The sequence below is a fragment of the Alkaliphilus sp. B6464 genome (assembly GCF_018141165.1).
Lineage (GTDB): Bacteria > Bacillota > Clostridia > Peptostreptococcales > Natronincolaceae > Alkaliphilus_B.
Genome location: NZ_CP058557.1, coordinates 2986166 through 3007330, shown reverse-complemented (window position 1 = coordinate 3007330; position 21165 = coordinate 2986166). Strand labels below are relative to the sequence as shown.

35 protein-coding genes are annotated in these 21165 nt (G+C 33.3%); all 35 read left to right on the top strand.

Annotated elements, in window-relative coordinates; all coding sequences use genetic code 11:
* The first annotated feature begins 84 nt into the window (after positions 1–84).
* The 35 genes from HYG84_RS15265 to HYG84_RS15095 all read left to right on the top strand — a co-directional run bounded on the left by HYG84_RS15265 (position 85) and on the right by HYG84_RS15095 (position 21164).
* Positions 85–822, top strand: a complete 738-nt coding sequence (locus tag HYG84_RS15265) for a rolling circle replication-associated protein (protein WP_212378709.1) — start codon at positions 85–87, stop codon at positions 820–822.
* 13 nt (positions 823–835) lie between these two features.
* Positions 836–1123, top strand: coding sequence for a DUF2175 family protein (locus tag HYG84_RS15260; RefSeq protein ID WP_212378707.1), 288 nt, complete (start codon positions 836–838; stop codon positions 1121–1123).
* Positions 1124–1127: 4 nt separating this feature from the next.
* The gene (locus HYG84_RS15255) at positions 1128–2180 is read left to right on the top strand and encodes a phosphoadenosine phosphosulfate reductase family protein (protein ID WP_212378705.1); all 1053 of its coding nucleotides are present in this window, start codon (positions 1128–1130) and stop codon (positions 2178–2180) included.
* A 47-nt stretch (positions 2181–2227) separates the two neighbouring features.
* Positions 2228–2575, top strand: a complete 348-nt coding sequence (locus HYG84_RS15250) for a hypothetical protein (protein WP_212378703.1) — start codon at positions 2228–2230, stop codon at positions 2573–2575.
* Between the two features lie 134 nt (positions 2576–2709).
* Positions 2710–2997 carry a hypothetical protein gene (locus HYG84_RS15245; RefSeq protein WP_212378701.1) on the top strand — a complete coding sequence of 96 codons (288 nt, stop codon included), beginning with the start codon at positions 2710–2712 and terminating at the stop codon, positions 2995–2997.
* 18 nt (positions 2998–3015) lie between these two features.
* Entirely contained in the window at positions 3016–3348 is a 333-nt protein-coding gene (locus tag HYG84_RS15240) for a hypothetical protein (protein ID WP_212378699.1), read from the top strand.
* An 11-nt stretch (positions 3349–3359) separates the two neighbouring features.
* Positions 3360–3497 (top strand): hypothetical protein, encoded by a 138-nt coding sequence (locus HYG84_RS15235; RefSeq protein ID WP_212378696.1) that lies wholly within the window; start codon positions 3360–3362, stop codon positions 3495–3497.
* Between the two features lie 21 nt (positions 3498–3518).
* On the top strand, positions 3519–3872 hold the full coding sequence (locus tag HYG84_RS15230; protein WP_212378694.1) for an HNH endonuclease: 354 nt from the start codon (positions 3519–3521) through the stop codon (positions 3870–3872).
* 29 nt (positions 3873–3901) lie between these two features.
* Positions 3902–4327 carry an RNA polymerase subunit sigma-24 gene (locus tag HYG84_RS15225; protein ID WP_212378692.1) on the top strand — a complete coding sequence of 142 codons (426 nt, stop codon included), beginning with the start codon at positions 3902–3904 and terminating at the stop codon, positions 4325–4327.
* A gap of 165 nt (positions 4328–4492) precedes the next feature.
* Positions 4493–4675: a hypothetical protein gene (locus HYG84_RS15220; protein ID WP_212378690.1), complete on the top strand. Its 183-nt coding sequence runs from the start codon at positions 4493–4495 to the stop codon at positions 4673–4675.
* A gap of 92 nt (positions 4676–4767) precedes the next feature.
* A complete protein-coding gene (locus HYG84_RS15215) occupies positions 4768–5523 on the top strand; it encodes a DNA adenine methylase (protein ID WP_212378688.1) in 756 nt (251 codons plus the stop codon).
* 142 nt (positions 5524–5665) lie between these two features.
* Positions 5666–5968, top strand: a complete 303-nt coding sequence (locus HYG84_RS15210; RefSeq protein WP_212378686.1) for a hypothetical protein — start codon at positions 5666–5668, stop codon at positions 5966–5968.
* Positions 5969–6018: 50 nt separating this feature from the next.
* Positions 6019–6408 (top strand): HNH endonuclease, encoded by a 390-nt coding sequence (locus HYG84_RS15205; RefSeq protein ID WP_212378684.1) that lies wholly within the window; start codon positions 6019–6021, stop codon positions 6406–6408.
* Positions 6409–6510: 102 nt separating this feature from the next.
* A complete protein-coding gene (locus tag HYG84_RS15200; RefSeq protein ID WP_212378682.1) occupies positions 6511–7080 on the top strand; it encodes a hypothetical protein in 570 nt (189 codons plus the stop codon).
* Positions 7067–8758, top strand: coding sequence for a terminase TerL endonuclease subunit (locus HYG84_RS15195; protein WP_212378680.1), 1692 nt, complete (start codon positions 7067–7069; stop codon positions 8756–8758). Before HYG84_RS15200 ends, HYG84_RS15195 begins: the two co-directional genes overlap by 14 nt.
* A 14-nt stretch (positions 8759–8772) precedes the next feature.
* Entirely contained in the window at positions 8773–9093 is a 321-nt protein-coding gene (locus HYG84_RS15190; RefSeq protein ID WP_212378678.1) for a hypothetical protein, read from the top strand.
* A gap of 12 nt (positions 9094–9105) precedes the next feature.
* Positions 9106–10344 (top strand): phage portal protein, encoded by a 1239-nt coding sequence (locus HYG84_RS15185; protein WP_212378676.1) that lies wholly within the window; start codon positions 9106–9108, stop codon positions 10342–10344.
* Positions 10334–10927: an HK97 family phage prohead protease gene (locus HYG84_RS15180; protein WP_212378674.1), complete on the top strand. Its 594-nt coding sequence runs from the start codon at positions 10334–10336 to the stop codon at positions 10925–10927. The genes HYG84_RS15185 and HYG84_RS15180 overlap by 11 nt, the downstream gene beginning before the upstream one ends.
* A gap of 2 nt (positions 10928–10929) precedes the next feature.
* Positions 10930–12111 (top strand): phage major capsid protein, encoded by a 1182-nt coding sequence (locus tag HYG84_RS15175; RefSeq protein WP_249168645.1) that lies wholly within the window; start codon positions 10930–10932, stop codon positions 12109–12111.
* A gap of 14 nt (positions 12112–12125) precedes the next feature.
* Positions 12126–12308, top strand: a complete 183-nt coding sequence (locus HYG84_RS15170; RefSeq protein ID WP_212378671.1) for a hypothetical protein — start codon at positions 12126–12128, stop codon at positions 12306–12308.
* Positions 12283–12579 carry a head-tail connector protein gene (locus tag HYG84_RS15165; protein WP_212378669.1) on the top strand — a complete coding sequence of 99 codons (297 nt, stop codon included), beginning with the start codon at positions 12283–12285 and terminating at the stop codon, positions 12577–12579. Before HYG84_RS15170 ends, HYG84_RS15165 begins: the two co-directional genes overlap by 26 nt.
* An 8-nt stretch (positions 12580–12587) precedes the next feature.
* Positions 12588–12908: a phage head closure protein gene (locus tag HYG84_RS15160; RefSeq protein ID WP_212378667.1), complete on the top strand. Its 321-nt coding sequence runs from the start codon at positions 12588–12590 to the stop codon at positions 12906–12908.
* Complete coding sequence (locus tag HYG84_RS15155; protein ID WP_212378665.1) at positions 12908–13387, top strand: HK97 gp10 family phage protein; 480 nt, start codon at positions 12908–12910, stop codon at positions 13385–13387. Before HYG84_RS15160 ends, HYG84_RS15155 begins: the two co-directional genes overlap by 1 nt.
* Positions 13387–13629, top strand: coding sequence for a hypothetical protein (locus HYG84_RS15150; protein ID WP_212378663.1), 243 nt, complete (start codon positions 13387–13389; stop codon positions 13627–13629). The genes HYG84_RS15155 and HYG84_RS15150 overlap by 1 nt, the downstream gene beginning before the upstream one ends.
* Positions 13630–13638: 9 nt before the next feature.
* Positions 13639–14016, top strand: a complete 378-nt coding sequence (gp17, locus tag HYG84_RS15145; RefSeq protein ID WP_212378661.1) for a tail completion protein gp17 — start codon at positions 13639–13641, stop codon at positions 14014–14016.
* Between the two features lie 13 nt (positions 14017–14029).
* The gene (locus HYG84_RS15140) at positions 14030–14458 is read left to right on the top strand and encodes a phage tail tube protein (protein ID WP_212378659.1); all 429 of its coding nucleotides are present in this window, start codon (positions 14030–14032) and stop codon (positions 14456–14458) included.
* Between the two features lie 46 nt (positions 14459–14504).
* Complete coding sequence (locus tag HYG84_RS15135; protein ID WP_212378657.1) at positions 14505–14831, top strand: hypothetical protein; 327 nt, start codon at positions 14505–14507, stop codon at positions 14829–14831.
* Positions 14832–14857: 26 nt separating this feature from the next.
* The gene (locus HYG84_RS15130) at positions 14858–15178 is read left to right on the top strand and encodes a hypothetical protein (RefSeq protein WP_212378655.1); all 321 of its coding nucleotides are present in this window, start codon (positions 14858–14860) and stop codon (positions 15176–15178) included.
* Positions 15171–17846 (top strand): phage tail protein, encoded by a 2676-nt coding sequence (locus HYG84_RS15125; protein WP_212378653.1) that lies wholly within the window; start codon positions 15171–15173, stop codon positions 17844–17846. The genes HYG84_RS15130 and HYG84_RS15125 overlap by 8 nt, the downstream gene beginning before the upstream one ends.
* Positions 17847–17856: 10 nt before the next feature.
* Positions 17857–18216, top strand: a complete 360-nt coding sequence (locus tag HYG84_RS15120) for a DUF6711 family protein (protein ID WP_212378651.1) — start codon at positions 17857–17859, stop codon at positions 18214–18216.
* A 13-nt stretch (positions 18217–18229) separates the two neighbouring features.
* Complete coding sequence (locus HYG84_RS15115) at positions 18230–18412, top strand: hypothetical protein (protein WP_212378649.1); 183 nt, start codon at positions 18230–18232, stop codon at positions 18410–18412.
* An 11-nt stretch (positions 18413–18423) separates the two neighbouring features.
* Complete coding sequence (locus HYG84_RS15110) at positions 18424–20427, top strand: hypothetical protein (protein ID WP_212378647.1); 2004 nt, start codon at positions 18424–18426, stop codon at positions 20425–20427.
* 13 nt (positions 20428–20440) lie between these two features.
* Positions 20441–20791 carry a hypothetical protein gene (locus HYG84_RS15105; protein ID WP_212378645.1) on the top strand — a complete coding sequence of 117 codons (351 nt, stop codon included), beginning with the start codon at positions 20441–20443 and terminating at the stop codon, positions 20789–20791.
* Positions 20791–20949, top strand: coding sequence for a CD1375 family protein (locus HYG84_RS15100; protein WP_212378643.1), 159 nt, complete (start codon positions 20791–20793; stop codon positions 20947–20949). Before HYG84_RS15105 ends, HYG84_RS15100 begins: the two co-directional genes overlap by 1 nt.
* Entirely contained in the window at positions 20949–21164 is a 216-nt protein-coding gene (locus HYG84_RS15095; protein ID WP_212378641.1) for a hypothetical protein, read from the top strand. The genes HYG84_RS15100 and HYG84_RS15095 overlap by 1 nt, the downstream gene beginning before the upstream one ends.
* The last annotated feature ends 1 nt before the right edge of the window (position 21165 follow it).

Genomic DNA, 21165 nt, shown 5'->3' with positions numbered 1-21165 from the left:
ATTATTAAAAAGTATACTCTTAATATTTTCTTTTTATACATGGATCAGAAAAATAATTTACTAAAGATAAAGGGTGAAAAGAAAATGGCATATAGAGTTAAAGAATATTTCTGTGGGGATCATTTAGAGTTAGAAATATTTCCAGTAACAAGACAACAGATGAAACAGAGTAGAAAAGACAAGAAAAAAGAGACCGTACCTAAGCAGAAAAATCTGAATGATAAAAATGCGAAGAAATACCTTAGAAGAAAAGTGCATCTAAATTTCACAAATGATGATATAGCAATGCACCTTACATATAAGCCAGGATGCCTACCAGCAACAGAAGAAGAAGCAAGAAAAGATGTAAGGAATTTTATAAGAAGAGTAAATTATTACAGAAAAAAAATAGGACTTCCGCCATTGAAATATATAGCGGTTATAGAGTACGAAGAAGGTAAAACACAATTACATCATCATATTATCATGAGTGGTGGAGTAGATAGGGATACCCTAGAAGAAATATGGGGAAAAGGTAGAGCTAATGCAGACAGACTAAAATCGGACGAGTTCGGATATGAGGCCCTAGTAAACTATATTACCAAGGACCCAAAAGGGAAAAAACGATGGATATCATCAAAGAATCTAAAAAATCCAGAACCTAACGTAAGCGACTATAAATACAAAAAAAACAGAGTCATTGAAATAGCAAAAAATCCAGACGATACTGCTATATTCGAAAAAAATTATCCAGGGTATTTATTAACAACTTGTAAGATCAAAATTAACGACTATACAGCTGGGATACATCTAGAGATTAAGTTAAGAAAGTTAAAAGATTAAAGAGGTGGTACTAATGGCAAGTGGAGCTATTTTAGCTACCTGTTGGGTATGTGAAGAGGCAGTTTGGGAAGATGAATGGTACCTATTCAAAGATTCTATTATTCACGAGCAATGTTTATCTAGAGCTATAAAAGAAACAACAAAACTATCTACAGAACAATATAACAAGTTATGTAGAGCTAAAGAGATCGAACAGGAAATTAACGATTTAAAAACAGATTTAAAAGAAACCTTTAAATATTATCAAGATCAAGTTTCAAGGTTAGAAAAAGAACTAGAAAAAATAAAAGAAAGAGAGTGATCTTATGTTAGAAAAAGCAATAGAAAAATTAAGAAAAGAAATGGACCAGGAAAAAGACAATGCTTATACCCAAGTGGTAGGTGGATATTTAATAAAATTTCTAAATAAAAATCAAGGTGCAGCAGAGAGATTCTTGGCCGAGGATAAAACAATAGCTAAAAGCCTAGAGACAATGAAAAACGAGGCATCCAAAAAGAAAAAGAATAACTTTGCAATGTTCACCTTAGAGGAAGGGTTAGGTCAATTAAACATAGATGGTAAAGACAAAATCCAAGTAGCTATAGAAAGACTTAAAATGTTTGAGCCACCAGCAGGCTATTACCTAGCATTTTCTGGTGGAAAGGATAGCGAATGTATTAAAGAATTAGCGATCATGGCAGGAGTAAAGTTTGATGCACATTATAACCATACTACAGTAGATCCACCAGAGTTAGTTTATCACATTAGAAACAATCACAAAGATGTAGCAATTCATTATCCCGAAAAATCCATGTGGAAATTAATAGAGGAAAAATTAATGCCACCTAACAGAAGTGCAAGATATTGCTGTGATGTACTAAAAGAGGGTGGTGGTGAAGGAAGATTTGTAGTAACTGGTGTTAGATGGGCAGAGAGTGCAAGAAGGAAAAACACTAGGAACGTTGTAGAATTTGACAAATACGGGAGTCAATCAAGAAAAGCAAAACAACAGCGGGAAATTTTCTTGATGAGTGATAATGATGAAAAACGCAAAATGATTGAAAACTGCCAAGTTAAAGGCAAACATATACTGAATCCTATAGTAGATTGGACAGAAGATGATGTATGGAAATTTATTAAATTAAGAAATATTGATTATTGCGAGCTATACGATGAAGGCTTTAAAAGATTAGGTTGTATAGGCTGTCCTTTAGCTGGGAAAAGAAATATGGAAAAGGATTTTGAGAGATGGCCTATATATTACACTAATTATATAAAGGCATTTGAAAGAATGTTAGAAGAACGAGATCATAGAGGGTTAAAAACTGATAATTGGAAAACTGGTGAAGATGTAATGAAATGGTTTATGAATTGCTAAGACACATAACAAGTATTATGTTCAGTAATCAAGAAAGGGGAATGAAAGTGGATAGATTAACAAAAAGAATTGAAGATAAAGTCTATTATACAAAGGGAAAATATAGCCCAGAAACATTGTGTGCAGAAATGGAAACATGGGAAATTAGAGAGTGTATGCGAAAGCTTGCAGATTATGAAGATACAGGACTTACACCAAAAGAGATTTTAATAGTAGTGGGAGAGCGAAATGCTTTAGCTGAGAGATGTGGTGGCACAATCCCTGTATACTGTGGAGAGTGTGAACTGTGGGGTAAAAAAGGATGGAGTCAACATCAAATTGGATATTGCGAAGGTAATGGTAGACCACATAAAGCAACTGATTTTTGCAGCTATGGAAAGAAGAAACAAGAATAAGCACATTAAAAAGGAGGACAAGCCCATGAGCAGTGTAAGAAAAATAAAAAGAAATATAGAGAGAAACACTCCTAGAAAAAAGACATGGATCGAGAGGCTATATGACAAGTTCTTTCAAAGGAGAGAGAAGCTAAATGGACATTAAAGAATTAAGACAGGAGCTAGAATTAGCTGGAATCAAAATAGATAATATCCCAGATGAAGAGTTATCTAGACTTGTAGAGGGTTGGGAAGTAACATTTTTAGGCTTTGTAGAAACATTTAAAGGAATAACCGAAAAAATAATTAAAGTTTTAACTCCAATTGCTCAAAATCGTATAAAAGAACGGAACAAAATAGAGAAATACTCAAAATATCTAAAGCGTAATCATAATAGACAATTGCTATACGAGAAAAGAAAAAGGCTAGGCAAGAAACTATAAAAAATAGGGGGAATTAAAGTGTTAGATATAAAGTTACCTGTATTAGATAAAAACGATAATTGGTTCGTACACGAACAAAAATTAAAAGAAGAAACAAGTGAGTTAGTAGCAACTATACAAATTTACAATCATGTTATACGACAAGACAAAGAAACATTTAAAACTAAAGAAGAAGCAGCAAGAGATTTGTTTATGGAAACCCTAGACGTAATTCAAGTATGTATCGGAATACTGGACAAGCTTATAAAATCCTATCCTAAAATGTTAATAGAAGTTTCAAAGGATCACATAGAGAAATTACACCGTAGAGGCTGGATATTTAAAAAGTGGATTAAAATAGAAGAAGACTAGGAGGCTCTAAAATGAACCGAAGCTGTGAATTTTGTGAATGGAAAACTGAAAAACCAATCTTAATAGGAACTATACATGTTTGCAATGTCGATGAAAAAGAAACTAAATTAGATGGCTACTGTCCATATTTTAGATTTATTAAAAAATAGCACCAAAGAGGGGGACAACTTATGTATTGTCAAATATGCGGAAAAGGAAACGCTGAAAAACATCATATAATCTTTAAAAGTCAAGGAGGAAAAAATTTTTTATTAAATTATAAATATCTCTGTCCAGATCACCATCGAGGGAATATAAGTCCACATAAGAATAAACAAATAGATATTGAATATAAAGAAGAGTTACAAAAAGAATTAGAAGAGCTACTAACAAAAGATCACTACAGATTAGAGGAGCTAATTAACCTACTAGGTATGCAGAAAGTAGAAGCTAAAAAGACCTTTAAGCACTTGAAACAATATACAGAAGGTTATAACAACAGAGAGATTGTATTTAGACTACTAGGAGATAAATTCTATGCATAAAGCACATAAACCGAGAGGGGGTATAGTGCATGACAGAAAAAGAGCTACAAAAACTTCATCTTATTCGAAAAGAAATAGAATTATTACATAAACAAATAAATTCCCTAGCTCCCGAAGTCATAACAGACAAAGTAACTGGTTCACTTTCTGAATTTCCTTATATAATGCATAGCATAACTATATCCGGAATAGATGAAGATGAGTATAATAGAAAGTCAAAAAGATTAGAAAGAAAACTTAAACTAAGATTAGACGAACTTATGGATGCTGTAGAGGAAATTGATGAATATATTTCGAAACAAGAAGATAGCGAAATAAGGCAAATACTATCATTGAAGTATATAAACAGGCTACCATGGCGACAAGTTGCAGAACATCTAGGATATGCAGACGAAAGTGTACCTAGGAAAAAAATAAATAGATTTTTAAAAATGACCGACAAATCCGAAAGCTAACGTGTTAATATGGTATTAAGAAAAAATTCGAATATATCCCCGTTTAGATTATTAAAAAACTCGTTAGGGCAAAACCTAGCGAGTTTTTTACTGTTGAAAAATATTGTTTTATTTATTGATTATTATAAATTTTAAAATCAAATTAATTGAAACGAGGTGGAATTAATGACTGTAGGAGAAGTTATTAAAATTAATAGTCCTGGTATACACAAGAGGTTAATGCAGATCGGCAAGGGGAATAAAGAACCTAAAAAGAGAATTGAATTAGGTGACAGTCCTCAAAACCTTATGAAAGTGGACAGTTACAAACGTGCAAGAGGAGTATTAAGACAAAAAACATGGGGGTAATAAAAAATAATATTATTTTCTAGCCATATGTTTTGGTGTGACGGGCGGTGTGTACAATTAACCCACATCAAAATAAAGGAAGTGATACATATATGATGAAACCACCTATAACAAGAATGGGAGGGAAATCAAGATTAAGGAAAACAATTATAGAAATGATACCAGGCCACACATGCTACGTTGAGCTGTTTTTTGGTGCTGGATGGGTTTACTTCGGGAAAGAACCAAGCAAGGTAGAAGTGATCAATGATATAGACAAGGAGTTAATAAACCTATTCAAAATGATTAAGTACCATGGCCCTGAAGTAGAACGTATGCTTGAATATGAGTTCTCAGGTAGAGATATGTTTGAAGAATATAAGAACTGTACCGTTGAGTATTTAACTGAAATACATCGTGCGGTACGGTTTTTATATTTAATAACTCAAAGTTTTGCTGGTAAGGGAGGACACTATGGGTATGGAACAAACACTAAACCTTCACCACAAATATTTTATAAAAATGTATTAACAGATATAAAAGAAAGACTTAGAAACACCTATGTAGAGAATCTAAGTTTTGAAAAGATTATTGATAAGTATGACAGAGAATATAGCTTCTTCTTTGCTGATCCACCTTATTATGAGACTACAGGATACGATAACGAATTTGGCAAAAAGGAACATATACTTTTACGAGATAAGTTAGTCAATTTAAAAGGTAATTTCTTATTGACAATCAATGACCATGAAGCTGTTAGAGAATGGTATAAGGATTTTAATATAAAAGAAGTTAAAGTAAATTATTCTGTAAGCAGAGAAGGAAAGGCAAGAAAGAACTATAACGAATTAATTATAACTAACTATTAAGATTTCCATTAGATAACATATACTTATGGAAAAGTATAGATTAGTGTAGAGGATTGAATTAATTGAATATAAGCTTTAATAAATAATATTAAACCCTTTCCAAAAATGCTATAATATAGTAAAACTTTGGGAGGGAATTAGTATGGGTTGGAACAAGATTAAAGACGGGGCTAAAGTAATAGCAGAAAAAGGTATAGAGGTAGCTAAAGAAAAAAGAGAAGAAAAGAAAAATGAGAAATATCTAATCAAGCAAGAGGAGCAAGTATTTAAAGATAGAATAGCAAAGATGGATAAAGAAGGGATTGCTTACTGTCCTAAATGCTATTCAACTGATATTAGTGCAAATAAGAGAGGCTGGAAACTTACTACTGGATTGTTAGGGAGTAGTAAAATAATAATAACTTGTTTGAAATGTGGACATAAATTTAAACCAGGTAGCAGGTAGATAATATATAGGCATCCTAGAGGGTGTCTTTTTCATTTGGAGTTGATAGTATGTTAAAGAGCTGTAAGTATTGTATGAGAATACATGATAGTAAGTTTGATTGTGGAAAGAAACCTAAGAGGAAGAAAGAAGTAAATGACATTAATAAGTTTAGATGGTCCAGAAGATGGAGAGAGAAAAGAGAACAGATAGCAGAGAGAGATAAATATCTATGTCAGTTAGCTATTAGAGAAGAGCCACCTAGATATATTCACTCAGACATAGAAGTACATCACATAGCACCTATAGCTGAAGATTATGATCTAAGATTAGAGGATAGCAATTTAATTACATTATCAGAAGAATATCACGAGAAGGCAGAATGTGGAGAGATTACTAAAGAGTATCTAAGAAGTATTCTAAAAGAGCAATATGGCTATGACTACCCCCCGGGGGAGTGACCTTCCAAAAACATGGCTCTCTGGATACCACGTACCCACCCATTTAGATAAAATATTCCCACATCAGCTTTTAAATTGATTTCATGAAAGGAGTTGATATTAATGCCTACACCACCAAAGCCATTTGCAGTATTAAAAAATGAAAAAAAATCGCACAGGACCAAAGCAGAATTAAAACAAAGGGAAGAAGCAGAAAAGGCTCTTGCTACTGGTGTAGCTTTAAGAGAACGCCCAGAAGTAAAAGAAAATCCTGTGGCCCATAAAGAATTTTTAAGAATAAATAAGCTGTTAAAAAACATAGAAAAAAACGATGCTATTTATGAGCCTATAATAAATCGTTACTGTTTATTACAAGCAGAATGTAAAGATTTTGAGGAAAAAAGGGAATCATTTTACAGAGATATTCAAGAACTAACTGAAGATAAAAATAATCTAATTGAAATCGAAGAAATGTCTTTAAGTGCTTATTATAAATTAAAACATAATCTGCAAAACACAATAATCAATCTGGATAAACAGGTGCAAGCTAAAAGAAAAATGCTTTTAGATATAGAAAAAGAAAATATAATGACCATTGCGGCAGCTCTAAGAAGTATTCCGAAAAAAGTTGACAACAAACAAAATCCATTGCTAGAAGCATTGAAAGGTAAAAAAGGCAATGGTACAGGATAGTAGGGCCTATAAATATGCCCAATGGTGTATAATTCCAGAAAACAAGAAAGCACCTAAGTACGTAAAGAAACAGGCAAAAGCTTGGATAGCCATTGCAGATGGAGAAGATTCCGAAGCATACATTGACGAAGATACCCTTGAACAGGTGACTATGTTATTAGGGCTTATGGTACACCCAGACTTACTTTGTCCTATGGACGAGGGCATGGAAGATTATGCTTGGCTCTTAATAATTGCAGCACTTTGTACTAAATTAAAAAATGATAAAAATAGAGATATAAGATATTACACAACCGTATTGCTATTAATTAGTCGTAAGAATTTCAAGACTTTTTATGCAGCGGTTATTTTTATACTCTTAATGCTAACAGACCTACAATTCAGTCGTTTTTTTTCTGTTGCTCCAGACTTAAAGTTATCTAAAGAGTTACAGATAGCAATAAGAAAAATTATAAAATCAAGTCCAATATTGGTAGAGCACAATGCCTTCCAGGTACTTAGAAGTGAAATAAGGTGTTTATTAACAGAAAGCGAATATACTCCACTAGCATACAGTGAGGATAAAATGGATGGAAAACTAGCAAATGCCTTCCTGGCTGATGAGGCAGGAGCAATGGACAGTTATCCAATAGAGGCCATGAGATCATCACAGATTACTTTATTTAATAAGTTAGGTATTATTTTAAGTACTCAATATCCTAACGATAACAATGGGATGATTGACGAGATTGATATATCTAAAAAAGTTTTAGATGGCCTAAGAGATAATAAAAGACGTTTTTCATTACTTTATGAGCCAGATGATGAATTTCTTTTAGACGACAAATGGATGACGGAGGACTTAGTTATCTATCAAAGTAATCCTGTTACAGTAGACAATGAACATATATTTGAAGCAATCAAGGAGAAAAGAGAAGATGCAGTTGACTACGAAAACAAGAGAGAAAATTATCTCTGTAAGCATAATAACATTAAATACAAAGGTCTTGGAGTAGAAGGATATATTGAAATCACCAAAGTTAGGGAATGTAAGATTAAAAAAGATAAAGAGTTTTGGAAAGGTAAAAAAGTATGGCTAGGAATGGACTTATCATTGACGGAAGATAACACAGCGGTCGCAATGGTAACAGAGGACGAAGGAAAAATCTATGGTAAAGTTTGGGGCTTTATACCTGGTGATAAAAAGAAACAAAAGAGCAAAAGGGAAGGCGTTGATTATGACAGGCTAATAAAGCAAGGCGTATGTTTTGAAAGTAGTGGCGAAGTAATAAGTTATGAAGATGTAGAAAATCATATTCTAGGATTAGAAGAAGAATATGAAGTTGAGATCCAGCAAATAGGATATGACAGAATGAATGCTATAAGCACAATACAAAAACTTGAATCAGCTGGATATGAGTGTGTGGAAATAAAGCAACATTCAAGTGTACTACACATGCCAACTAAGTTATTAAAAGAGTTGATATTAAGAAAAAAATTCAAATATGAAGAAAATCTAATGTTAGAAATAAACTTCCAAAATGCTAGATGTACAGAAGATACTAATTTGAACAAGTATGTTAATAAAAAGAAATCGGCTGGGAAAGTGGATATGGTAGTTGGGTTAATAAACGCTATGTATTTATTAGAACAAGAATTGTTATATGGAGTAGATGATTTTGCAGTACAAGTCGGATAAGGAGGGGTGGCGATATGATTTTAAAAAAAGAGTTGCACAGAATACAAAGTTATATTACTAATTTTCCAGATATGAATATATGTGTATTGGCAGGGTCTAAAAAACTTGGCGAAATGTATTGGAATGCTATACGCAAGGCAATAAATTACAAAGGCGAAAAACCATTTATAGTATCGAGTAGAAGCAAGTGCAATGATGGGATTAATTTTAAAAATTCATTAATAATAGTATGTAGTAAATGGTGGGAAAATCCAGAGTCGCGTGCATTCTATGATGGTTATTTTAGAATTGCTAATTTTGCTGTAGTTATAGGTGAAATAGATTGGAATTACTAGGCGTAATCATAAATGAAAGGCGGTGAGAAATTGAGATGGCCATGGCAAAAAGAAGAAAGAGCAGAAGAAACAAGTTCTAAAGTCGATGATGTACTCCTAAAAGCTCTCCTTGGTGGCACAATAATAACCAAAGAACAGGCCCTAAACATTCCAAGTGTAAAAAGCTGTATTAATTTTATAGCCGATACAGTGTCAATGCTACCTATAAAACTTTATAAAGAGAGTGACGGAAAGACAGAGGAAATAAAAGAGGACATAAGAATAGGATTATTAAATGACGATACTAAAGACACATTAGATGCAGTTCAGTTTTGGAGAGCATTAATTACAGACTATTTTCTTGGCAAAGGCGGTTATGCCTATATTAATAAGAATTTAAATAGCTTTAGTAGCCTACATTATGTAGATGAAGCTCATATATCTACTGTAAGAAATGCTGATCCAATATTTAAATCCTATCAAATCTTAGTTAATGGTCAAAATTATTGGCCACATGAATTTATAAAGCTGCTTAGGAATACAAAAGATGGTGCAGAGGGAGTAAGTATAATTGAAGAAAACAGTTTATTACTTAGTGTCGCATACAATTCTTTAATTTACGAGGAAACTTTAGTAAAAAAAGGTGGAAACAAAAAAGGATTCATAAAAGCTCCTAAAAAGTTGACAACAGAGGCTATGGATGCATTAAAAGAAGCTTGGAGGAAGCTGTATAGTAATAACAGCGAAAATGTAGTAATACTTAACGAAGGATTAGATTTTCAAGAGGCTTCAAATACTTCTGTAGAAATGCAGCTTAATGAAAATAAACAAACAAACTCAGCCGAAATATGTAAGATAATTAATATTCCTGAAAATATAATAAAAGGAACTGCTACATCAAAGGAATATACAAATGGATTTAAAATGGGAGTCATGCCTGTTTTAAGAGTAATAGAATGTGCTTTAAATAGAGAGTTTTTACTTGAAAAAGAAAAGAGCTCTTTTTATTATGCCTTTGACACTAAAGAAATGCTAAAGGGCGATATTAAGGAAAGATTTGAAGCGTATAAGGCGGGAATAGAAGCTAACTTTTTACAAATTGACGAAGTGCGTTATATGGAAGATTGGGAGCCATTAGGACTTAATTGGATTAAATTAGGCTTAGATGCAGTTCTTTACGATGTTAAGACAGGAACTATATATACTCCTAATACCAATAAAACAAGTAAACTAACAAAAATAATGAAAGGTGGTGAGGAAATTGAGGATTGAAGTTAGAAACGATAAAGTAATTCTAGATGGCTATGTAAATGCAGTTGATAGAGATTCAAAGCCTATTATAACTGCAAAGGGTAAGTGTGTTGAAAGAATTGAGCCTAGAGCCTTTGATAAAGCCTTAGGAAGAGCAGAAAATGTTGATTTACTTTTAAATCATAGGAAAGATAGAAAACTAGGTTCTATTAAAGAGGGTAATCTAGAATTATTTGAGGATAATATTGGTCTAAGAGCAATAGCCACTGTAACCGATCCAGAGACTATTCAAAAGGCCAAAGAAAAGAAATTAAGAGGATGGTCATTTGGAATGTTTGCTAATAAGGACCGAATAGAGGAAAGGTCTAACGACATACCAAGAAGGCATATAGAGGATTTAAATCTGTTCGAAGTATCTATTATAGATGATAGAATGTCACCTTGCTATATTGCAACATCAATAGAGCAAAGAGCAGGCGAAGAGGTTATCACCGAACAAAGAGGTGATGAGTTCAGAGCAGTAATCATTGATGAATCATCTAAGAAACCAATTGATTATTCAGAGTTTGAAAATAAAATAAAAGAATTGAGAGGAGACGAATAACAATGACTATGATGAAAAATATTAAAAGAGTAGCAGAATTTAGAGCAACATTAAAAAATCTAACAGAGCAAAGAAATGATAAAGTAACAGAATTACAGTCCATTTTAGATGCTGCGAAGGCTGAAACTAGAGCAATGACGGAAGAGGAAATGACGAAGTTTACTTCCTTAGAAAAAGAGATTAAAAATTTAGATGAAACAATAGCAGCTGAAACCAGAGCTAAAGGTTTAGAAATATTAGAGGATACGAAGAAAGATAAAACTATAGAAGAGAGAGCAATGGTAGAGGAAAGAGCTTTTGAAAACTATGTTAGAGGTATAGTAGAACAAAGAGCAGATGTAAATTTAACAACTGGAGACAATGGAGCAGTCATTCCTTCTACTATAGCAAACAAGATCATTAAAAAGGTGTACGACATGTCGCCTATTTATCAATTAGCCACTAGATATGACATAGGAGGAACTATTAATATTCCTTACTACGATGAAAACACACAGAGCATACAAATGGCTTATGCAACTGAATTCGTTGAATTAGAATCTACATCCGGAAAGTTTTCTAATATCGAGCTGAAAGGATTTTTAGCTGGAGTTTTAAGCAAAATTTCTAAATCGCTAGTCAATAATTCCCAATTTGCAATAGTACCTTTTGTGATAAATGCCATGGCAGAATCCATTCATAGATGGATAGAAAAAGAACTATTGAATGGTACAGTTAATAAAATAGAAGGACTTTCTACGGTTACTCAGGCAGTTACAACAGCAAGTGCAACGGCTATTATCGCAGATGAATTAATCGATCTTCAAGAAACGGTGCCAGATATTTATCAAGGATCAGCAATTTGGATTATGAAAAAGTCAACTAGAACAGCAATAAGAAAACTAAAAGATAACGAAGGCAATTATCTATTAAACAAAGATATATCCGCAAAATGGGGATACACCTTACTAGGAAGAGATGTTTACACATCTGATAACATGCCAGCCATGGTGACAGGAAACACTGCTATTTACTACGGGGATATGAGCGGATTGGCTGTTAAGCTATCTGAAGATATGAACATAGAGGTACTTAGAGAAAAATACGCGACGCAACATGCCATTGGAGTAGTAGGATGGATTGAACTTGATTCAAAAGTTGAAAACGCTCAAAAAATATCTAAATTAGTAATGAAAGAATCCTAATTAGAGGTGATCGTATGAAAGTTAAGGCATTAGTAAGTTTCTCTGGTGCTTTTTCTATGTATAAAGGTGAGGTTAAGGAGTGTAGTGATAAGGTTATACTCCAGGACCTTCTCCAAGCTGGATACATAGAAGAGGTAAAAGAAGAAAAAGCTAAAAAGGAAGTGAAAACAAGTGAAAGTAAGCGAAGTAACAAATAAAGAAGTAATAGAGTATTTAAGACTTGAACATGAAGATTTAACCGAAGAGGAAATAACAGAGATAAATAATATATTAATAGCTGCTAAAAAATTCATAAAATCTTATACCGGATTAACTGAGGAACAAATAGACACTCATGAGGATTTTTATATAGTTGTAATGGTATTATGTCAAGATATGTACGATAACAGATCTATGTATATAGATAAAAACAACTTAAACAAAGTAGTTGATACGATATTGGGAATGCACTCAATGAATTTACTGTAGGTGATAATATGAATCCAGGCAAATTAAACAAGCGAATTACTATATATAAAGATACTGATAAACAAGACGATTACGGAGAGCCACTTGATAAAAAGATAGTATTACATAAGTGTTGGGCCAGTATAAAAAATAAAAGTGGAACAGAGCAATTCAAGGCAGATACTCCTTTCTCTAAGGTAATTACTAGCTTTCTAATTAGATATACAAGAAAGGTAATCGACACTACTATGAAGATTGAGTTTAAGAATGAAACTTATAACATTATCTATGTAGATAATTATAACTTTAGTAATGAATGTATAGAAATTACTGCCGAAAAGGTGAGTTAATGGCTAAGGTTAAATTTAAAATTGAAGGTATGAAACAATTAGAAAAGGGCTTTAAAAAACTAGGAGACGTACCGCAGAAACACGTCACTTCATCAAGTAGAAAAGGTATGAATATAGCTTTAAAGGACTCTAAAGCTAATGCACCTTATGAAACTGGAAATCTTAAAAAGGGAATAAAATTAGCTGGCGAAAGATCAAAACATAAAGGCAAGAAGGTTTATAGAGTAGTATTTGATAGAGAAATGAATAATGTGTTTCAAAAGTTTAGACAAAAAGATGGCGTCCAAACTGGTGAATTAATAGGATATTATCCAGTATCGCAGGAATATGGTTTCTTTGCTAAAAATGGCAGATATATACCAGGATATAGATTTATAAGCGATAGTTTAAAAGACAATGTTAGGAGTATAGAAAGAACTATAGTAGCTGAAATGAGAAAGAAAATAGATCAAGAGATAGCGAAAGTGGGGTTGAAGTGATGAGTGAAAATCTTGTACTCCCAAGTTTTACAAAAGGCAGTCTTACAAAAGAGTCGCTACGCTTTGACGGAGATAGCCAAAAAGAATATATTTTAAACGAAGGTGAATTATTGAAAGCTATAAGTAAAGCGAAGAAGGATTTTGCAGGCCCATTTGTAGAACTAAAAGCTGAGGTAATTTTGAAAGGTTACGAAAAAGATGAAGAAGGTTATTGTTGGCCTATCTATAAAGTTAAGAAATGAGGGTGAAGAATGGAACAGGCATTAAGGCATGAGTTAACCAAAGCTATTCCAGAGTTAAATAATTCTATATACCCTACAAATGCACCAGAAGGCTCGCAAAGGCCTTATTTAGTTTATGCAAGGATTAATACTAAAACATTAAAAACCCTTGAAGGAGTAACGGATAAAGAGAATATAAGTTACATGTTTTCAATTATGGCAACTAAATATAGTGATATGGTTAGGGTTAGAAAACAAGTTACAGATTTGCTTAAAGATATGGCACAGAGGACCATAGGAATTAAAAACATCTTTATTGAGGATATAGACATAAACAATATTGATGAAAGCTACGAATTTAATTTAGGAGTAAACCGAGGGATTATAGATTTTACAATTTATTATTAAAGGAGGAATTTAGATGGGTAAAGCAACTAGATCATTGGGTACCAAATTATCCAAAGGCTCAACTGATATAGGAGGATTAACTTCTATTGGTGGCATAGAAATTACCGCAGACACTATCGACGTAACTACACTTGAAAGTGACGGAGGGTACAGAGAATTTATAGGTAGCTTTAAAGATGGTGGAGAGGTGCCAATAGAAGGATTCTTTGATCCAGACGAAGCTTCTGGACAAGTAGAACTACAGACTTCTCTAGATAGTGGATTAGCAGAGGACTATAAAATTACATTCCCTACTACTCCAAAGGCAGAATGGGCATTCAAAGGAGTAGTAACAGGCTTTAAAGTAGGAGATGTAGACATTGATGGAACAATAAACTTTGGGGCAACTATAAAAGTAAGTGGTAAACCTGTTTTAACTGTATCAACAGGAGTTGAAGGCTAGGATAATATCTTAGCCTTATTATTTTTATATTTTAGGAGGTAATCAAATGTATATACCAGTTAAATTAGATAAAGAAAGAAAAATATTAATGGGATTTGAAGCATTACAATTATTCAAGCAAATACATGGAACAAGTATAATGAAAGTTAATTTTGAAGAGGAAGATATAGAGGATTTAATACCTTTAATATTTTACGTTGGATTAAAACATGAAGATGATGAGTTAACGATAGAGCAAACTATCAAACTAATTGACAAGCATATCGGGATAAGTGGTGCTATGGAAAAACTACCTTTGATACTAAAAGAGTTGCGTCCTGACGAGTCAGGTGGTGACATAAAAAACGCTCAGAGGGCTGCGAAGAAGAAGTAAACAACATTGATTATGAAACGGAATGCTTGAGACATGCAGCCCTTATAGGAATACAACTAAGTGAATTTATGAAAATGACGCCAAGAGAGTTTCACATATATGCAGATGGCTATTCAAAAAGAAAAGAATTAGAAATGGAAGAATATAAGGCAAAATTTGAATTAGAGCAAGAAGTACTAATTTATCAAGCATACCTAATCTCAAGGTGGGTATGGACAAAGAAAATTGATATAGAAAAAATATTAAAAAGTAAAAAGAAGAAGAAAGAAATGACTGATGAGCAAATGTTAGAGCAGGTAAAGGTGTTAAATATGCTATTTGGTGGGGAGGTGAAATCTATTGTCTAATTCAAATTTTATAGTTCGTGGTGGTGCTGACTTTTCAAGCATTAGGAATGAAATGCAAAGAACACAAAATATGATGAATGGATTTCAAACTAGTATAAACCAAAGCATGTCTGGAATAAGTAAAGCTTTTAAAATAGCGTTAGGTTATGTTTCTGTTAGAGCTATAGCTGGTTTTGTAAAGGAAACTACTAAATTGGGCTCTGATGTGGCAGAAATACAGAACGTTGTAAATGTTACCTTTGGTTCTATGACTAAAGATATAGAAGAGTTTTCTAAGTCTGCAATGGATAACTTCGGACTATCGGAATTAGCTGCTAAAAAGTATTCTTCTACTATGGGAGCAATGTTAAAGAGTTCTGGTATAGCTGGTGAAGCAGTAAGAGATATGTCTATAGACTTAACTAAATTGACCGCCGATATGGCCAGTTTTCACAATATGAGTAATGATGAAGTATTTACAAAAATAATGTCTGGTATGAGTGGAATGTCCATGCCACTTAAAGAACTAGGTATAAATATGAATGTGGCAAACCTTGAAGCCTTTGCGATGAGTCAAGGAATGGATAAAGCATATAGAAAGATGTCACAAGCTGAACAAGCTATGGTTAGATACAATTACTTGTTAAGTGTAACTGGTGATATGCAAGGAGACTTTTCAAGAAACGCACATAACTGGGGACATCAGTTAAAGATATTAAGTGAACAGTGGAACACCTTAAAAGCGACTATAGGGCAAGGTTTTATTAACATACTTGCTCCTATAGTCACTGGATTAAATATACTAATTAAAAAAATACAAGTAGCTGCCGAGTACTTTAGAGCATTTACAGCTTTAATTTTTGGAGACACACAGGCTAGTAAGGGTACTGCTAAAAATCTAGGCTACACTGTAGACAGTCTAGAAGATGCAGAAGATGGTTTTGGTGATGTAGGTAAGGCTGGGAAGAAAGCAGGGAAAGATCTCAAAGGTGCTACAACTGGATTTGATGAAATTAATAAACTAACTGATAAAGCAGGAAGTTCAGCAGGAGATCTAGCCGACGACCTAGGTGGTATCGGTTCTATTGATCTAGGGACTGCTAGTAGTGGAGAGTTAGATTTAGATACATCTAAAATAGAGAGCCAGCTAGGGAAAGTAAAAAGATTGTTTGAAGATTTTTATAACGATTGGGGAGCAAAAGATTTCTTTAAAGGTTTTAGAGATGGACTAGATCTAATTAATTTTGACAGTATAAAGACCAATTTCAAAACAGTATTTAGCGGACTTGGTGAGATTGCTAATACTGCAATAATGGCTATGCAGCCTATATTTCAAGCAGCAGGGCAGGCATTTGGAACAAGCATTAAATATGGGATTGCAATAGCTGGTAATCTGTTTGAGCCAATAACTTTAGGTTGGGCGAACTTTATAACCAATATGAAGGGTCCTATACAAGATTGGATAAACGAAACTTCTAATACAATAACCAATGGATTTAATAATTTAACCGGGATATATGAAAACTTAGGACAATCTTGGTTAAATAGTGTAAATAAGTACAAGGAGCCTATAGCGAAAGCAGTAGAAGACACATTAACTAATTCTTCAAATACTTTTATGTTAATTGGTACAGTGGTAGCAGATACATTTGAAATAGTCACAGACAAGGTAAAAGAATTCGCAGAAGAAAATAAAGGAGAAATTCAAAACTTTACTGATAGCATCTTTGGAATATTCACTGACGCCTGGGATTTAATAAATGATGTATGGGAAGATACATTAAACAGCCTTAAAGTATTTTGGGATACATGGGGTAAGGACATTGTTGCTGGTGCAATGAACATAGTAAACGATATTGGTGGATGGTTCTTATATTTATGGAACGATTTAGTAAAGCCAACTTGGGATACTATGATGAGTTGGCTAAAGAAAATATGGGATGAAAACTTAAAAGGATTAGTTGATGAATTACTTGGATTTGTTGGTAGAGTAGGAGATCTAATACTGAAACTATGGGAAGGAGTATTTAAGCCTTTAGTTGATGATATATTAAATGTTTTAGTTCCAGCTTTTAAAAATGCCTTCAATCTTATACTGGATATAGTAGGTACTGTAGTGAATGGAATTATTGGCATAATTAAGAATCTATTAAAAATACTAAACGGAATAATAGACTTTGTAGTAGGAGTGTTTACTGGAGATTGGCAAAGAGCTTGGGAAGGTGTAAAAGGAATATTCAGTGGAGTCATTGGTTCCTTAGAAGAAATTTTTAAGGGTGTTATAAATGGCATAACAGGCATTGCAAATAGTTTTATACGCTTTTGGAACAGAATAGAACTAGAAGTTCCAGAGGTTGACATACCACTCTTTGGAAAAGCTGGAGGCTTTAGAATCGGAGTGCCTACAATACCAGAAATACCCAAACTTGCAACAGGCGGTATAACAGATGTAAATAATCCATTCATGGCTATAGTAGGAGATAACAGAACTCAAAGAGAGGTAGTTGCACCGCTTGATGATTTAATGGGCATGATTACATCAGCAGTAAGTGGTGCAGCAGGAAACAATCAAGGTAGTGGAGATATCCAGGTAATAGTTAAAGTTGGAGAAGATACACTAACAGAAAAAGTAGTATCTAATATAAATAGACAAAATCGCATAAGTGGTAAAACAGTAATAACAGTGTAGGAGGTGCAGCATGTCATTGATTAATATAAATGGTGTAGACTTGCCTGCACCTACTAAATTTAAAATACAAAAATCGGATTTAGATAGCTCTGATACAAATAGAAATGAAATAGGCATACTCCAAAGAGATAGAGTTAGACAAGGAATTTACAAGATAGAATTAGAATTCAATGGTAAAACAAGTTCAGAAATTCATGTTATTGAGTCTGCAATAGAACCTGCTAAAATACAAGTGAATTTTCCTTCTCCTACAGGAAAGACAACTAAAACAATGTATGCAGGAGATAGGAATGGTCCAGAAATAGCTAAATATGATGAAGATTATAACAAAATAAGATGGAATATAAGTTTTAACTTAATAGAGTATTAGGGAGGTAATATAGGTGGAAGAAATATTAAGAGAGATATTATATGAGTTAAAAGAAATGAGAAAAGAGCTTAGCAGTAATGAGGGGAATCCTATCGAGCTAAAAGTGACTATAGGTGAGGATGTTATAGTTGAAAAGGTTATTAGTAATATAAATAAACAAAACAGGATTAGTGGTAAAACAGTAATAACAGTATAGGTGGTGGATATATGTATCCAGTTTCACAAAGTTTTTTAGAAAAAATACAAGAAAATAATAATAGGGTATTTGACTTAATTATTCAAGTGCAGCACTCCAAAGGGGTGCTTTCTTTATATCATAAAGACCTAGTCCATGACAATTTAATTTATACTGAAAGCTCTCAAGCAGGCGAAGAATTTACAATCGGAAGTACAGTGGCCAGCGATATATCTTTTTCAATACTTAATAAAGAAGAATATAACGACATTCAATTTATGGGAGCTACAGTTACATGTAATATAGGCTTGTTAGTAAAAGAAGGTGCAGACGCTCATTTCTTGCAACCTTCACAGCCTAGTAAAATGCTGGATTTTGAAGAAGAATGGGAGTACGTGCCTTTAGGTAGATTTAATATAGATAGTGTAAATAAATTAAGAAATACTATAGAGATTAAGGCCATAGATAATATGATTAATCTAGATAAACCTTATTCTTTATCTAATTTATCTTATCCTGCAAATCTATATAAAATCTATGTAAATACTTGCAATGTATGCGATGTACTTCCTGGTACTATTAGTTTTCCTAATATGAATCATATGGTACAAAGTAGGCCCGATGGAGATTTAACCTTTAGAGATGTCATAGGATATGTAGGTGAATTGGCAGGGTGCTTTGTTAAGTGTAATCGTAACGGTGCGATCGTGTTAGATTGGTATAAACCTAGTGGAGTAACCTTAGGTCCTTCTAATCGCTTTGACTTTAAGGCCAGCGATGATCTAGTACAAATTAAAGGTATCATGGCTACAATTGACGATACAACTTATTTAGCCGGAACAGAAGATTATGCAATAGACTTGTCGGAGAATCCACTCTTGCAAAGTGGATATGAAACTGTGCTACCTAATATATTCAATAATGTAAAGGATACAATATTTATCCCTTATACAAGTGGATGGCAAGGTAATCCTGCTTTGATGGCAGGGGATTTAATTACACAGATAGACAGAGACGGAAAAGTTTATAACACTCTAATAACTAAATCTACTTTCAAATACAGAGGCAAAAGTACATTAGAAGCTAAAGGACTTCCGGAGATAAGTAAAGGCTATAAAGGCTCTACTAATAGAAAAATAGCACAAATAAAAAGAGTTGTAGAAAAAGAGGTAAGAAATAAACTTACTACCCTAGAGGAACAGATGCTAATATCTACAGACCTTATTGCCAATATGCTAGGCGGATATGCGATTAAAACAGATGAAGCTTTATATATAGCAGATAACAAAAACTTAGAACTAGCACAGAAAGTATGGAAGTGGGGCATTGGTGGATTTGGCTACAGTGAAAACGGAGTAAATGGACCATATACTACAGCTATAACAGCGGATGGAAGTATTGTAGCTGAATTAGTAAGCGCTGGAATAGTTACAGCTAATATGATTAAGACGGGAATGCTGCAATCGGAAGATGGCTCAACTCATATAAATTTAGACAATGGTTCATTTAGCTTTAAAAATGCCCTTCAATGGATAAATAATCAGCTACTGATTAGCCAAGGGGTAGTTACAATAGATAAAGACAAGATACGAGTAAACCACGCAGGTACTAACCAGTATAGCGAAATAAGAGCTAATGGCTTCGTAAGACAGTGGCAATATGGAGAAGCAAAATATTTAAACGACATCTTTGTAGACATGTATATAGCTGATGATTACTATGGATCAAGTCCTGCGCCACCAGTAAGGATAACTTTGCCTCAATCATTCAGAGGAAGAGGAAGTTCAACTAAAATAATTCTTTCTTCAGTAAAATGGAATATATACCCAGGAAGCATGGTGTCGAGCGGAACAGTCGCTAGTCTTACAACAACAGTTGAATTAGTTTTAGAGGAAGTGGATAGAAATTTTAACGTTTCTCAACCTTATGTAGACATTGACTGTTACATACGTGAAAGTGAGCGTGTAGCTTCTACAGGGTCATATAAAACCAATTATTATCCAGTAACTTTTGTTATGATGGCTGTAGGAGAATAGAGGAGGTTTTTTCATGAAACAGCTAGTGTATAATAAAACAACAGGAAGATTGATAGGCTTACTTCCAGAATCGCAAGATCCTTCTACGTTCTATGTACATTATAAAAAAGCATTTATACAAGAATTAGGGGCCTTATTGGTTGAAGATAGTTTTTTGGAGAGAGGAAAAAAATTAATCGACTTTAAAGTTGTAGATAATATCGTCGTAGAAAGACCCGAAAATGAAAAGGAAGAAATGCTTGTATATCGTAAAATTCTTACCGAAGAAGAACGTTTAATTGAAACTTTAAAACCTTCAGGAGAAGAAATTAAAAAAGCAGAAATGACTATAGAGATATTAACTATTTTCGAGGAGGTGTTATAATGTCTTTTTCTATAATAGAGCAAAAGTTAATAGATGCCTATACCATATTAGTTTTAGCTGAGAAAAAAACAATAGAAGAAGTTCCCGAAAAAATTAGAAATGCAGTAGATATAAAAGTAGCAGAAAGAACTATAGAAGTGCTAGGAGGTAGTTTATAATGCCATTTCACACTAAAGCTATAGTAACAGATGTAAATAAAAAACCAGTACCACAGTATTTCAATTCTACTACAGATAAGTACGAGGTTATAGAAAGTAAAAATGGTATGTTAGGAGTCATATTATACGACAGTCAAGGAAATGAAATAGTATCCCAAAACTTAGTAGATAAAATTACAAATAAACTAGATGAATTAATAGAGGTGGTGAAATGAA

Bases quoted from the DNA above. Each gene is read 5' to 3' on its own strand.
- HYG84_RS15135 (WP_212378657.1), top strand. From the start codon at position 14,505: ATGTATATACCAGTTAAATTAGATAAAGAAAGAAAAATATTAATGGGA.
- HYG84_RS15120 (WP_212378651.1), top strand. From the start codon at position 17,857: ATGTCATTGATTAATATAAATGGTGTAGACTTGCCTGCACCTACTAAA.
- HYG84_RS15185 (WP_212378676.1), top strand. From the start codon at position 9,106: ATGAAAGGCGGTGAGAAATTGAGATGGCCATGGCAAAAAGAAGAAAGA.
- gp17 (WP_212378661.1), top strand. From the start codon at position 13,639: ATGGAACAGGCATTAAGGCATGAGTTAACCAAAGCTATTCCAGAGTTA.
- HYG84_RS15220 (WP_212378690.1), top strand. From the start codon at position 4,493: ATGACTGTAGGAGAAGTTATTAAAATTAATAGTCCTGGTATACACAAG.
- HYG84_RS15095 (WP_212378641.1), top strand. From the start codon at position 20,949: ATGCCATTTCACACTAAAGCTATAGTAACAGATGTAAATAAAAAACCA.
- HYG84_RS15200 (WP_212378682.1), top strand. From the start codon at position 6,511: ATGCCTACACCACCAAAGCCATTTGCAGTATTAAAAAATGAAAAAAAA.
- HYG84_RS15225 (WP_212378692.1), top strand. From the start codon at position 3,902: ATGACAGAAAAAGAGCTACAAAAACTTCATCTTATTCGAAAAGAAATA.
- HYG84_RS15235 (WP_212378696.1), top strand. From the start codon at position 3,360: ATGAACCGAAGCTGTGAATTTTGTGAATGGAAAACTGAAAAACCAATC.
- HYG84_RS15175 (WP_249168645.1), top strand. From the start codon at position 10,930: ATGACTATGATGAAAAATATTAAAAGAGTAGCAGAATTTAGAGCAACA.
- HYG84_RS15110 (WP_212378647.1), top strand. From the start codon at position 18,424: ATGTATCCAGTTTCACAAAGTTTTTTAGAAAAAATACAAGAAAATAAT.
- HYG84_RS15195 (WP_212378680.1), top strand. From the start codon at position 7,067: ATGGTACAGGATAGTAGGGCCTATAAATATGCCCAATGGTGTATAATT.
- HYG84_RS15265 (WP_212378709.1), top strand. From the start codon at position 85: ATGGCATATAGAGTTAAAGAATATTTCTGTGGGGATCATTTAGAGTTA.
- HYG84_RS15150 (WP_212378663.1), top strand. From the start codon at position 13,387: ATGAGTGAAAATCTTGTACTCCCAAGTTTTACAAAAGGCAGTCTTACA.
- HYG84_RS15100 (WP_212378643.1), top strand. From the start codon at position 20,791: ATGTCTTTTTCTATAATAGAGCAAAAGTTAATAGATGCCTATACCATA.
- HYG84_RS15160 (WP_212378667.1), top strand. From the start codon at position 12,588: ATGAATCCAGGCAAATTAAACAAGCGAATTACTATATATAAAGATACT.
- HYG84_RS15245 (WP_212378701.1), top strand. From the start codon at position 2,710: ATGGACATTAAAGAATTAAGACAGGAGCTAGAATTAGCTGGAATCAAA.
- HYG84_RS15205 (WP_212378684.1), top strand. From the start codon at position 6,019: ATGTTAAAGAGCTGTAAGTATTGTATGAGAATACATGATAGTAAGTTT.
- HYG84_RS15140 (WP_212378659.1), top strand. From the start codon at position 14,030: ATGGGTAAAGCAACTAGATCATTGGGTACCAAATTATCCAAAGGCTCA.
- HYG84_RS15215 (WP_212378688.1), top strand. From the start codon at position 4,768: ATGATGAAACCACCTATAACAAGAATGGGAGGGAAATCAAGATTAAGG.
- HYG84_RS15190 (WP_212378678.1), top strand. From the start codon at position 8,773: ATGATTTTAAAAAAAGAGTTGCACAGAATACAAAGTTATATTACTAAT.
- HYG84_RS15255 (WP_212378705.1), top strand. From the start codon at position 1,128: ATGTTAGAAAAAGCAATAGAAAAATTAAGAAAAGAAATGGACCAGGAA.
- HYG84_RS15170 (WP_212378671.1), top strand. From the start codon at position 12,126: ATGAAAGTTAAGGCATTAGTAAGTTTCTCTGGTGCTTTTTCTATGTAT.
- HYG84_RS15260 (WP_212378707.1), top strand. From the start codon at position 836: ATGGCAAGTGGAGCTATTTTAGCTACCTGTTGGGTATGTGAAGAGGCA.
- HYG84_RS15230 (WP_212378694.1), top strand. From the start codon at position 3,519: ATGTATTGTCAAATATGCGGAAAAGGAAACGCTGAAAAACATCATATA.
- HYG84_RS15210 (WP_212378686.1), top strand. From the start codon at position 5,666: ATGGGTTGGAACAAGATTAAAGACGGGGCTAAAGTAATAGCAGAAAAA.
- HYG84_RS15155 (WP_212378665.1), top strand. From the start codon at position 12,908: ATGGCTAAGGTTAAATTTAAAATTGAAGGTATGAAACAATTAGAAAAG.
- HYG84_RS15105 (WP_212378645.1), top strand. From the start codon at position 20,441: ATGAAACAGCTAGTGTATAATAAAACAACAGGAAGATTGATAGGCTTA.